We start from the raw sequence: 12,295 nt of genomic DNA on the forward strand, positions 1-12,295 counted from the left end.
ACATAAAATAAATAAGCCGATATCCTTTTGTAATCCATATCTTCCTGCGATTTTTTTATGTTTTAAAACTTATTTTCTATAAAAAATGCTCAACAATTGATACAATAATTATATGAACCAAAGCATAGCAAAAAGAAGAGCTTTTTTAACTGGAAGAAAAAATCATGGTAGCCGAGTAACAATAGGTTTTACTGGAATCGCAGATTTTCGCTCTTTTATAGGACAAGAATATATCGCTGGAATGATGAAAGCCGCCAGCGACTACGACCTTAACTTTATAAATTTTGCAGGTGCAATAAAATATTCACTTTTTGATGACATAGATTTTATCTCTCACTACCTAAAAAACTTTCGATTTATGAAAGCTCCTTTAGTCGATGGGCTTGTAACTTGGGCTTCTTCGCTCTGCTCGTTTTTAGATAATAAAACCTTGCTCAACACATTTAACGCTTTAAAACCTCTTCCAATGGTCGACATTGGTTATTTGGACATCGAAGGAATTCCATGCATACGAATCGACAACACATCTTCAATCGCTTTGCTTATAAGCCATCTTGTACATACTCACGGATATAAAAATTTTATCTTCATGGGCTCAAAAGTTTCTGAACCGCACTTACGGCGTTTAGAAGCATATAAAGCGGAATTAAAAAAATATGGAATAGCAGAACTACCAAATTCAATCTATATGACAAAAACAATGGATTCAATCGACATTGCAATGGCCGTTAACCAACTTTGCTCCGCATATAATCTAAAAAATCGCTCTCAAATAGATTGCATAATCACAACTTCCGATATAATTGCAGAAATCGTTATTGAAGAATTGGATAAAAAAGGAATAAATGTTCCGTCCGATGTTGCAATCACAGGCTTTAACAATCAGTACAACGGAATAAATGCACGCTCGCCAGTTACAACTATGAATCTTGAATATTTTAGGCGTGGCTATGCTGCGGTAGAACTCTTAATCGACCGCATAATGAACCCCGAAACAAAATATCAAACTAGGCTTGTACCGACTACGATTCTTTTGCGCCAGTCCTGCGGATGTTTTGAACAAAGCATTCTCGATGCTGGAAAGCCGATAGAAAATTCCATTCAAAATCAAATCAATCCAAACTCTTCTGAAGAAGAAGTGCGCAATTATCTTTTAAATCAGACAAAAAATATTTTTACACACCAAACAGAAAAAGAAATCGAAGAACTTATAGATTCAATTTTTTTAGATATATACGAGCCTTCAAATCCAAGCGCAATGCTGCGATGGTTTCAGCGAATGTTGCAGGATATTCGAAAAGATTCGACTTTAATCAACAACGAACTTCAACAGAGCATAACAAATTTGCGTCGCGTAATTTTGCCAATGGTGCACGATGATGAAAAGCAATTTTCGTCAATAGAAAATATATTTCATCAACTGCGAGCTTTGGTTTCTGTATTTATAGAATACGACACGCTTTCGACCAGAGAAAATTCCTATATGATGAACAATATGTCGCAGATTGCAATGAATTTTGCGAGTGCTACGACGGGAAGGCAAATTCAAGATGTACTTCGCTATCAGCTTTCAGAAATGGAAATTCCTGGAATAATACTCTGCCTTTCTGACAATATGACGATGGATTTAAGCGCTTCAAATATCGAACTCATATTGCCCGAGCCTCCAAGCGATATAAAAGAAAAATTGCCGTTTAAGATTTATGACCCATCTTGCATTCCAAGAAATTTTTTCCCTCAAGGAAGGCGATATTCTTTGATGTTGGAAATTCTTTATCATGCAGATAGATATTTTGGTTACGCTTTTTTAGAAATTGGAACTCCAAATATCTCTGTTTACGATACGGTTCGCATGCTTTTAAGCAATGCGCTTTACTCTGTCTACTTAAAAGAAGGTCGAACAAAAGAACGCTCAATGCTTCTAAGTGGGGAACAATTAGTTAGCATTCTCCATTTACCGTCCGAAAATGATCAAGAAATCAAAAATGGAATAACCGTTAGACAAATTACAAACTATCTTGTTGAAAATTTAAATAAGATGACTAATTTAGACAAAATGGCAGAAGATCTCATGGTAAGCAAAAGCCACTTGGTAAGGCGTGCAAAAGAATTAACAGGTTTTACTATTCAAAATCTTCATGAAAAACTAAAAATTGAACAAGCAAAAAATCTTCTGCAAGTTGAATCTATAAAACTTTCAGAAATCGCTTCAAGATTAGGTTTCCAAAATCAAAATTATTTTAGTTCAGTATTTAAAAAGAACACAGGGATGAGCCCACGCGCCTGGGCTCACCGTTACAGATAATCAATATCCAATTTTTAAAGCTATGTAAGTTGCTGCTCCAGTTGTAGAAAAACTCTTTGCAAAATCTCCGCCTCTCAACTGAAAATATGCATCTATTTCTACAACTCGTGCATTCAACATAATACCCATAGTCTGTTTGAATACGAAATTTTCATACGCAGTTGCAAAATTAAGTCCAATAATTTTAAACAGAGAAAAATTTGCAGAAAGATTGTATTCGCCATAAAGCTGTGCTTCTGAAGACCAAGGGTTTCTTACCGCAAGATTTAATTTTGGTCTAAAAACACACCAATCGCCAAAAGGTCTCCAAGCACCTTCCACACCTAATATAAAAGGTCTGTGAACCAATTTATACGCAGAACCATAAACCATTTCATCGCTTCCGTAATCTTTTGAGCCACTTTGAGTACCGTTGAGGTATCCCAAAAGGTTATTTTGCTCAAAATATCCCCAATAACGTTTTGTGGTCTTGTATTTTAGCCTTCCCGGAACAAGTGGCAATCTTGAAAAGAGTGCAATATCAAAGGTTTCTGTAAGTTTTTTTTCAATAGCACCTTCAAAATCAAAACCAACTGCTCTAATCGCTTTGCCCAAAGCATCTTGAACAAATGCTGAATCCACAGAATTTGCCTTTAATCCTTCTAAACTAAAAAGAGAATAGATGTTAACAGGAAGGTCCGCTTCTGCTTTTATGTGCCCTGTGTCCGAAGCTCTGTAATAAACAGTTGCTTTTGTATCTGCCACATGAAAAATCGGAGCAAAAAAAGTTGGCGTAAAACGAACTCCATAACCTTTTATTTCTGTCTTATAAGAAACTCCAGCCTGAGCAAAAATGTCGCCATAAAGTTTTACATCAATTTTTTTAAAAGTATTTTCCGAAATTCCATTGCCAATCAGTTTAAAAAAATCTTGAGAAATGTTGCCAAGTCCATTTCCTTCGATTCCCATAAAAACTTTCAGACGGAATTTGCTATTTTTATCTATGGAAAAATGCCAGCTAGACTTCACATCAAAATCAAGTATAAGACCTTCATCAGAAATTTCGTTAGCAATTTTGTTCAAATCTATTACAACATCTTTTACAAGCAATTCACTCGCCGCAAAATAATTGTTCGAAACCCCAACACCACCTTCAACTCCAAATTCAACATATCTATGAGGATCTGCAATTTCTGCAAAAATCGGAACAAAAAGAACCGCAATAATATTTATAAGAAAAAAAAGTTTTTTATTCATTTTTTATCTCCCCAAATTTTATATTTGCCATCTGTAACCGCAGTCAAAACCGCACGTGCACCAAAGCTTGCGTTTCTAGGGATTTTTATCTCTCCAGGTTTTATTTCAAGCGTTACTTTAGGAATAAAAGGATAATTATTGAACAGACTTTCTATCTCTGAGTGCGAAAGATTTATCGAGCGGCTGTCGTTTTCCCAATTGCTTGTAGAATTGGATTTTATTTCAAGTTTTTTTGTATATTCAGTGCCGGATTGTCCAAGATATATATTTCCATCTTTGTCGGCGGCTGTAAGATATGCAGAAACATTAAATCCAGAATTATTTTTAAAGAGATACTTCAATTTTACTTCTTTTACTAAATCAGCAAATTTTTTAAAATCTGAAACATCGTTTTCATCGTTTCGTCCCAGAAGATCATCCTTTAACTCAAGCCCAAAGGCAGAAAAAGTGTCGTCAATCCTAATTGCATTTGTAACATTCAGTTTTAGTGCAAAAATCATAGCAATGCTCACCTTTATCGAAGTGTCTTGCCCCAAATTTTTTAGAGATTCAACATCCGCTTTTCTTATAACAGTGCTGCCTGTTTCTGTAGTTTGCAAACCTAGGTTATATTTAATTGAAAAATCATCTTTTGAATTTATCATAGCAAGCAAAGTTTCACCTTTTATTTTTCGCGACTCCATATCTGTTGCGTTTTCAAAGGCAGGAGAAATATCTCGTATAACTTTTTCGCTATCTGCAAGTTCTGAAAAGGTCTTTACATTTTTTGCAAATTTTAAATTTCCGCTCGTTCCACTGCTTGGAAAAATGTAATCTTCATGCGAACCGTAAATCCCTTTTACGCTTCCAACCAACCTATCAAAACTCTTTAAAAAATCGTCTCCATCTTGGTTATTCATTTTTGGTTTTGTTATGAACAGATATCCGGAAAGAGTTGAAGGAGAAAATTCTACCTTAGAAAGCACATCGCTTATTATCGTGTTGTCCGAAATTCCTGTTTCCAGCAATGAATTTAAATTAAATCCAGCACCAAAAGTTCCTTCTATGGTTTTGCCAAATGCTTTTACACGCAACTCGTTCCAGTCAAAAATCGGTTTTACCGCAAAATTAACGTTATAGGTTTTGCCGAGTGTTATAGATTCAAAAGTTACAAGATTTGGTTCTATTGCGTCATCGGAAGAAATTTTCATTTCAATCTTTAAGTCAACATCGTGCGTAAAATCAGAAACCGTATAAGAAGGAGCATATTCTTTTACGAGCGAGATTGTTGATGCAGAAGATTCTCCCAATTTTATTTCCTGACTTATAGGGTCGCTTGCAGGAATCGCAAAAAAATTCGATGTAACTGCAGGCGTCAATTTTAAATTCGAATGTGGCAAATCTGACGAGAAATTTCCTTCAAGCCCGATTTTTGAAAAATCTACACTTTCTATAAATTCTTGAATTCCATCGCCAAGGCTTTGCGAAATGGATTTTGTGGCTGTTGCTGAGTCAAGAATTTTATCCGCATAAATTTTTGCTTCTTCAATTTTAGAAAATTCGCCTTCTCCAAAGAATACCGCTTGATCGCTATCCGAAAGATTTAAAGTTGCATTGTTTATAGAAAAAGGAATTTGACCTTCCACCTTGATGCCAGCATTTGGTTCAAAAACTTTTCCATTTAGATTTGCAGATTTATTTACAACAGAGCCATCTTTTTGAGGGCAATCTGTAAAATCTGTGGCAGCCACATTTAAATCTTGCGAAAGGTTGATATTTGGCGAAATTTGAATTCCCGTCCAAGTTGAAGGAATTTTTAAATAATAAGAAATTGAACCGGAATTTATTTTTCCTGATTTTAAAATATTTTTTATGCTCGAAGTGTCAATCGTAGTAGAGATATTGAAAAAATATGGCTCAAGAAATTCTCGGTTTATTGTAAGCCCGCTCGCTTTTTTTATCTTTGTGTCGCTAGAAAATTTTAACTCCGCTTTAAATTTTGAAATTTTGCCCAAAGTTCCATGCTGAGTTTTTGCGCTAAGTGCGATTAAAATATTTTTTGGTAAAGTCTTTCCTGCCATTGGAATTAAAAGCGAATGTAAAGTTCCGTCCTGCTCCCTAACAACCGAATAGCCTGCAGAAGAAGAAATTTGGGTTTCGCTAGAGTCAAAGATAGTCGCCTGCAAAGAGATTAAAGAATTTCCACCATCAGAATCTGGCAATTCTTCAAAAGAAAAAATCAAATTTCCTTGCGAAAATTCAATCGAAGAAAAATCTGGAGCTGAAAAATTGACAGGAATTCTATTTATATCGATAGGAGTTGGGCTTGGATTTCCACTTTGAGGAATTTGAATTTGCGGAATAGGAATGTTTACAGCGTTTCGGATAACATCATCAAAGTTTAAATTCAAATTTTGAGAAAAATTTACATCGTTTTTTGGAATAGAAATTTTTTGAGAAATCGAATTTTCATTTGAATCAAAGTTAAAATTATCAAGTTTTTTTAGATATGAAGAAAAATCAAGAGGAATATCTGCAAGTTGATAATCGAATATGTATTTTTGAACATCGTTTTCGCTATTGTCCAAAAAGTCGTAAATCTCAATTTTTGCATTTTTTAACGCAGGATTAGACTCTGCCTTCTCTTTGGATTTTTTTGCAACCATTTCCTCAATTTTTGCAACAGAAAGGTTTTCCTTTAATTTTGACTCTGCATCGCCTAGTGGAACAGAATACTCTGCACCAGAAGATTTTATACCCAAAGATTCTGGTTTTTCAAAATTTTTTATATCGCTTATAAGAGAACAAGAAAATACCAATAAAACTGCAAACGACAAAATCGAAATTGAAACTGCTTTTTTTATACTTTGTTTTTCCATAATGAACTCCATCGCAAAGTTTTTTCTATAATAACATTCGTTAGATGTAATTATAACTCATTTTTAAGTCATTCTTTACAAACTCAAAAATATATCTGGAAATTATCAAAATTTTAAGTAATTTTTAAAAATCAGCTAATCAGGATAAATGAATTATGGACAGATTTTTGCAAAGCAAAATTCTATAAAAAAAACGGAAGTTTTCTCTAACTGAAAATAAAATCAATTCGAGCGAACTTCCGCCTTTTTGGATTTTTTGAATATTCTTTATATTTTTTTGAATTGCAAATAAATTAAATCAAAATTTACTTTTGATTTTTAAAGAACGCTGCAAATGGGTTATAAGTGTCGCCGTCTGAACTTCCACCATAAGAAGAGCGCGAATTATCTCGTCTAGGTTTTTCACCATTGCGCCCCGCAAAGGAATGTTCTTTGCGATTTTCCGTGCCTTTTCTTACAACAACAACTTTTTTTCTGCCGTCGCCTGCTGCATTTGAATTTGGCTTTTTGCCTTCGTTCGATTGTCCCAAACGATTATTCGCATCGCTTTTTAGAGAAAGTGAAATTCTCATTCTGTCTTTGTCTAAATCGATTATTGTAAATTCCTTTACATCGCCAACTTTTACAATGTCCATTGGGTCGCTTACATAATTGTCGCTAAGTTCAGAGATATGAATAAGCGCGGTTTCATGGAGACCAATATCAACAAAAGCGCCAAAATCAACAACGTTTTTGATTTTTCCTGTAACTTTCATTCCAACAGTTAAATCTTCAAACTTTACAACGCCTTTTTGCATAATTGGTGCTGGATAATCGTCGCGAGGGTCGCGGTTAGGTTTTCCAAGTTCGTCGATTATATCGTTTAAGGTCGTATCTCCAATCGAATATTTTTCGCAAAGCGATTTTTTTACATCCACAGGAACGGTTTTTCCTTCTTTTACAAAAGAGAGAACTTCCCTTGCAACTTCGTAATTTTCTGGATGAACCCAAGTGTTGTCGAGCGGATCGGAACTTTCTGCAATCTTTAAAAATCCAGCGCACTGCTCAAACGCTTTAGGACCAAGCCCCGGAACTTTTTTAAGATCTTCACGGCTTGTAATTTTTCCGTTTGCATCGCGATAGGCGACAATCTTTTTTGCCGTAGAAAGATTTATTCCAGAAACATATTTTAAAAGCATATAAGAAGCTGTATTTAAATTTACGCCAACTTTGTTAACAACCGAACCAACAACTTCGTCTAACTGCTCTGCAAGTTTTTTCTGATTTACATCGTGCTGATACAAGCCAACACCTATCGATTTAGGATCGATTTTTACCAGTTCTGCCAAAGGGTCTTGCAAACGCCTTCCCATAGAAATTGCACCACGAACCATAACATCCAAATCTGGGAACTCTTCCGTAGCAACAGGACTTGCTGAATAAACAGAAGCCCCACTTTCGTCAACAACAGTGTATTGAACATCAGAGTCGGAATAATTTTCAGAAAGAACTTTAGAAACAATCGCCTGTACTTCTTGCGAGCCAGTGCCGTTCCCCAAAGCTATAACTTGAATATCGTATTTGTCTATAGCATTATTTATCTGGTCGTAAGCATCTTGAGGATTTTGCTCCTGATAAATTTTAAAAAATCCAAGATATTTTCCAGTTTCGTCCAAAGCAGCGCATTTTGTTCCGTTTCTGTAACCAGGGTCAACACCAAGAACACGGCTTCCTTTTATAGGCTGCGTCATAAGAAGATTTTTTAAATTTTCAGAGAAAAGTTCAATCCCGTGATTGTCTGCACCGTCAGTTTCATCGCTTCTAATTTCTCTAAGAACAGCAGGCGAAAGCAGACGAACAAGTCCATCTTCAATCGCTTCTGAATGATACTTGTTTGAAATTTTAACCTTTTTTTGCAACAACAGAATTGCATCATCAACGCTAACATTTAAACTTACACTCAAAGCACCTTCACGCTCTGCACGATTTATTGCAAGAATACGGTGTGGCTTAACCTGATTCAGCGGCTCTGAATAATCCCAATACATTTTGTAAACAGAAGTTTTTTCCGCAGTTTCGGCATCCTTACCTTCAGGAACAATTCCTTTAGTTTCAATAGTACCAGTAGCCATATACAAATCGTGGACAGCCGAGCGGTTGTCCGTATTTTGAGCAGTTCTTTCTGCAATAATATCTTTAGCGCCAGAAATCGCATCCATAGCAGACTCAACATTTAGAGCAGAATCTTCGTTGTCGGTTTTAATGAACTTTGCAGCTTCATCCTCAACCGCTTTTTCATCATTTTGCCCTTCAATAAAGTCCGCCAAAGGTTCAAGCCCTTTTTCAATTGCAACCATACCGCGAGTTTTCTTTTTTTTCTTGAACGGAGCCCACAAATCTTCCAGTTCGGTAAGAGTTTTAGCTCCCATAACAGCGTTATAAAGGCTTTCGGTCAATTTATTTTGACCAAAAATTCCGCGCACAATTTCCAATCTGCGCTCTTCAAGATTTTTATAAGATTTAAATTTGTGGTCGCATTCGGCAACTTCAACTTCGTTAAGATTTTCGGTTTTTTCCTTGCGATAACGGCTAATAAAAGCAACCGTACAATCTTCGTTAATCAAACTGATTACAGCGCTCACCTGACTCACGCGGATATTCAATTCTTCCGCAATTCTTTTCATAATTTCCACTTCGTTAACAACGAGTGCGTCGATAGATTCCTGAGTAAATTCCATAGGCACCCATTCTACAAAAAAAAGCAGGCGTGTTCAAATAAAAAAACTTGTTTTAAGATGGGCGCTCCGGCTTTGCCGTCGTGTGCTGCACGGTTCCGCTGCCGCTCCATTCGACGCAAATGCTAAGAGCGCATTTGCTTACGAACGCTTCGCGCCGTTCCGCCCACTAGCGCAGATAAAACAAAATAATATTTTTAAATTTCAATAATTTTCATTAAGCACCATTTGCCTAATTCTTTGTTCAGATTTAAAATCTACTAATAGAATTTTTTTAATGGGAGAACTTATGAAAAAAGTCTTGATTTGCAAAGAAAAGGACGAAAAAGAAACTCGTGTCGCCCTTATTCCCGATGACGTAAAAAAACTTGTGCCGCTAGGTTTTGAAATAAAAATCGTATCTGGAGCTGGAAAAAAAAGTGGTTTTTCAGACGATGCATATAAAAATGCAGGAGCAGCAATCGTAACAAACGAAGAAGCCGCATACGAAGATTCAGATATCATCGTGCGCATAATGAAGCCCGAAAGTCTTAACGGCATAAAAAAAGACACTCTTCATTTGAGTTATATGGACCCTTTTAATAACAAAGAACTATTGCACGATTTTGCAGAAAAAGGAATTCAAGCAGTAAGTTTGGAGATGATTCCTAGAACAACGCTCGCACAAAAAATGGACGTTCAGTCTTCTCAAACTTCACTCGCAGGTTATGTTGCAGTATTAAATGCAGCTGCTCACCTTCCTAAAGCGCTTCCAATGATGGTAACTCCAGCAGGAACGATAAATCCTGCAAGAATTTTCATAATTGGTGTTGGCGTTGCAGGCTTACAGGCAATCGCGACCGCAAAACGACTCGGTGCAAGAGTAGACGCTTTTGACACTCGTCCAGTTGTAGAAGAACAAGTAAAATCTTTAGGTGCAAATTTCGTAAAGATTGATTTGGGTCAAATGGGTCAAACCGAACAAGGTTACGCAAAAGAACTGACTCCAGAACAAATTGCAATGCAAAAAGAAGCACAGGCAAAAGTTTGCGAAAAAGCAAACATCGTAATAACAACTGCAAAAGTTTTTGGAAGAAAAGCACCTCTCTTAATCGAAAAAAATGTAATAGAACGCATGATGAGTGGTTCAATAATTGTCGATATGGCTTGCTCAACTGGTGGAAACGTAGAAGGGTCTAAACTTTTTGAAAATGTTGTTACACCAAACGGAGTTACCATAATGTCTGGCGATTTGCTCGAAAGACAAGTTCCTTACGACGCTTCCAAAATGTTCTCCGGAAACATAACAGCGTTCCTCACTCATTTTTACAACAAAGAAGAAAAGGAATTAAAAGTAAACATCGAAGATGAAATAATGAAAGGTTGTCTTTTAACAAAAGACGGTGCAATCATTCATCCTAGATTTAAAGAAAATTAATATTAAAAGAAAAATTTTATAATTGGAGTTAATCGTATGGATATAATGCTTATTTTTGTTTTTGTAATTGCAGCGTTTTTAGGTCTTGAACTCATAGCAAAAGTTCCAAGTCAGCTGCACACACCATTGATGTCTGGAACAAACGCAATCTCTGGAATCACTGTTGTAGGTGCAATCAGCATAACAGCAGTCGCAGTAAAAACAGGCGGAAAGCTTGGTGCAATTCTTGGATTTTTGGCGATAGTTTTTGCAACTATAAACGTTATCGGCGGATATATGGTAACGGACAGAATGCTTGGAATGTTCAAAAAGAAAGACGACTCAAAGGCAGGTAAATAAACATGAGTGATATTTTAATCAAAATTCTTTACATGATTTCGTGTATCTTTTTTATACGCGGAATAAAACTTTTGGGTAAAACAGCAACAGCAAAAAAAGGAAATCTATATTCGTCTGTTGGTATGCTCATAGCAGTTGTAACCGTCCTTGCAGAAAATAAAGTTTTAGGTTCTTGGAATTCACAGCCTCTTTTAAATGGCTACCTTTGGATTGCAGTAGCAGTTTTAGTGGGAACTATAATCGGTGCAATCTGGGCAAAGCGAGTGCAAATGACGCAGATGCCAGAACTCGTAGCACTTTTAAACGGTTTTGGTGGTCTTTCTTCATTTCTGGTTGCAATAACCCAATACATCGCAGAACAAAAAGGTGATTATTTCACTTCAGTTTCGTTGGGACTCACAATAGCAATCGGTGCGGTGGCCTTTACTGGCTCTTTAGTTGCATGGGGAAAACTAAGCGGAAAACTCTTTAAGAAAAACATAGCGATTCCTGCAAAAAATGCTATAAACGCTTTGTTGTGCATCGTTGGACTGGTTTCGATATTCGCTTATTCATTTTTTACAAGTTCAAATTCGCTTGGTTTAGAAAACATAGAATTTTTGGGAATCGTCATTTCATCGGCAGCATTTTTAATACTTGGTTTTACGATGGTAATACCAATCGGTGGTGGCGATATGCCTGTAATAATTTCGTTCTTGAATGCACTTTCTGGTCTTGCGGCAGCCTTTGCAGGATTTGCAATCAACAATACGGTATTGGTAGTTTCTGGCTGCTTAGTAGGAGCGTCGGGTCTCATTTTAACCTTGATAATGTGCAAAGCGATGAACCGAACATTTACAAGTCTGTTGTTCAAAAGTTTTGGTGCAACTAAGAAGAAAAACGCAGGTCCTGCAAAAGAACCAAAAGCACTTTCTGTAGAAGACGCTTATATGATTTTGGAAGCAGCAAAAAATGTTGTAATTGTTCCAGGATATGGAATGGCCGTTGCGCAAGCGCAGCACGCGGTAAAAGAATTGTGCGATAAACTCGAAGCAAATGGAGCAGAAGTCAATTTTGCAATTCATCCTGTTGCAGGTCGTATGCCGGGACACATGAACGTACTACTTGCAGAAGCAAACGTTCCTTATGAGCAATTAAAAACAAGCGATGAATTAAATCCTCAGATGAAAAACGTAGATGTTGCAATCATAATTGGAGCAAACGACGTAGTAAATCCAGACGCAATAAACGATGAATCAAGCCCTCTTTATGGAATGCCTATCGTAAATGCTTTTGAAGCGCGCACGGTCTTTGTTTTAAAGCGCGGTAAAGGGACAGGTTTTTCTGGAGTAGAAAATCCGCTCTTTACAAACGACAACACCGTTATGATTTATGGCGACGCAAAACAGACAATAACGCAGATGGTTGCGGAATTTGAAAATTAAAA

The 12,295-nt window shown here is 36.4% G+C and carries 7 protein-coding genes; 4 read left to right on the top strand and 3 right to left on the bottom strand.

What is annotated here, in order from left to right; translation table 11 throughout:
• Positions 1-112 precede the first annotated feature (112 nt).
• A complete protein-coding gene (locus tag FXX65_RS02920) occupies positions 113-2,305 on the top strand; it encodes a substrate-binding domain-containing protein (RefSeq protein ID WP_147615015.1) in 2,193 nt (730 codons plus the stop codon).
• On the opposite strand, the gene FXX65_RS02925 is transcribed toward FXX65_RS02920, so the two are convergent.
• From FXX65_RS02925 to FXX65_RS02935, 3 genes are all read right to left on the bottom strand, one after another.
• Positions 2,306-3,541: a hypothetical protein gene (locus FXX65_RS02925; protein WP_147615016.1), complete on the bottom strand. Its 1,236-nt coding sequence runs from the start codon at positions 3,539-3,541 to the stop codon at positions 2,306-2,308. It lies immediately after the preceding gene.
• Entirely contained in the window at positions 3,538-6,399 is a 2,862-nt protein-coding gene (locus FXX65_RS02930) for a hypothetical protein (protein ID WP_147615017.1), read from the bottom strand. Before FXX65_RS02930 ends, FXX65_RS02925 begins: the two co-directional genes overlap by 4 nt.
• Before the next feature lie 305 nt (positions 6,400-6,704).
• The gene (locus FXX65_RS02935; protein WP_147615018.1) at positions 6,705-9,116 is read right to left on the bottom strand and encodes a helix-hairpin-helix domain-containing protein; all 2,412 of its coding nucleotides are present in this window, start codon (positions 9,114-9,116) and stop codon (positions 6,705-6,707) included.
• A gap of 286 nt (positions 9,117-9,402) precedes the next feature.
• On the opposite strand from FXX65_RS02935, the gene FXX65_RS02940 reads away from it, so the two are divergent.
• Genes FXX65_RS02940 through FXX65_RS02950 form a run of 3 tightly spaced genes read left to right on the top strand, consistent with a single transcriptional unit; the run spans position 9,403 to position 12,293 of the window.
• Complete coding sequence (locus FXX65_RS02940) at positions 9,403-10,530, top strand: NAD(P) transhydrogenase subunit alpha (RefSeq protein ID WP_147615019.1); 1,128 nt, start codon at positions 9,403-9,405, stop codon at positions 10,528-10,530.
• 36 nt (positions 10,531-10,566) lie between these two features.
• On the top strand, positions 10,567-10,869 hold the full coding sequence (locus FXX65_RS02945) for an NAD(P) transhydrogenase subunit alpha (RefSeq protein ID WP_147613371.1): 303 nt from the start codon (positions 10,567-10,569) through the stop codon (positions 10,867-10,869).
• 2 nt (positions 10,870-10,871) lie between these two features.
• On the top strand, positions 10,872-12,293 hold the full coding sequence (locus FXX65_RS02950) for an NAD(P)(+) transhydrogenase (Re/Si-specific) subunit beta (RefSeq protein ID WP_147615020.1): 1,422 nt from the start codon (positions 10,872-10,874) through the stop codon (positions 12,291-12,293).
• Positions 12,294-12,295: the final 2 nt, after the last annotated feature.

It is taken from the genome of Treponema pectinovorum, assembly GCF_900497595.1.
GTDB classification, from domain to species: Bacteria; Spirochaetota; Spirochaetia; order Treponematales; family Treponemataceae; genus Treponema_D; species Treponema_D pectinovorum.

Coding starts and splice junctions, on each gene's coding strand:
- FXX65_RS02945 (WP_147613371.1), top strand. CDS start 10,567: ATGGATATAATGCTTATTTTTGTTTTTGTAATTGCAGCGTTTTTAGGT.
- FXX65_RS02930 (WP_147615017.1), bottom strand. CDS start 6,399: ATGGAAAAACAAAGTATAAAAAAAGCAGTTTCAATTTCGATTTTGTCG.
- FXX65_RS02925 (WP_147615016.1), bottom strand. CDS start 3,541: ATGAATAAAAAACTTTTTTTTCTTATAAATATTATTGCGGTTCTTTTT.
- FXX65_RS02935 (WP_147615018.1), bottom strand. CDS start 9,116: ATGGAATTTACTCAGGAATCTATCGACGCACTCGTTGTTAACGAAGTG.
- FXX65_RS02950 (WP_147615020.1), top strand. CDS start 10,872: ATGAGTGATATTTTAATCAAAATTCTTTACATGATTTCGTGTATCTTT.
- FXX65_RS02940 (WP_147615019.1), top strand. CDS start 9,403: ATGAAAAAAGTCTTGATTTGCAAAGAAAAGGACGAAAAAGAAACTCGT.
- FXX65_RS02920 (WP_147615015.1), top strand. CDS start 113: ATGAACCAAAGCATAGCAAAAAGAAGAGCTTTTTTAACTGGAAGAAAA.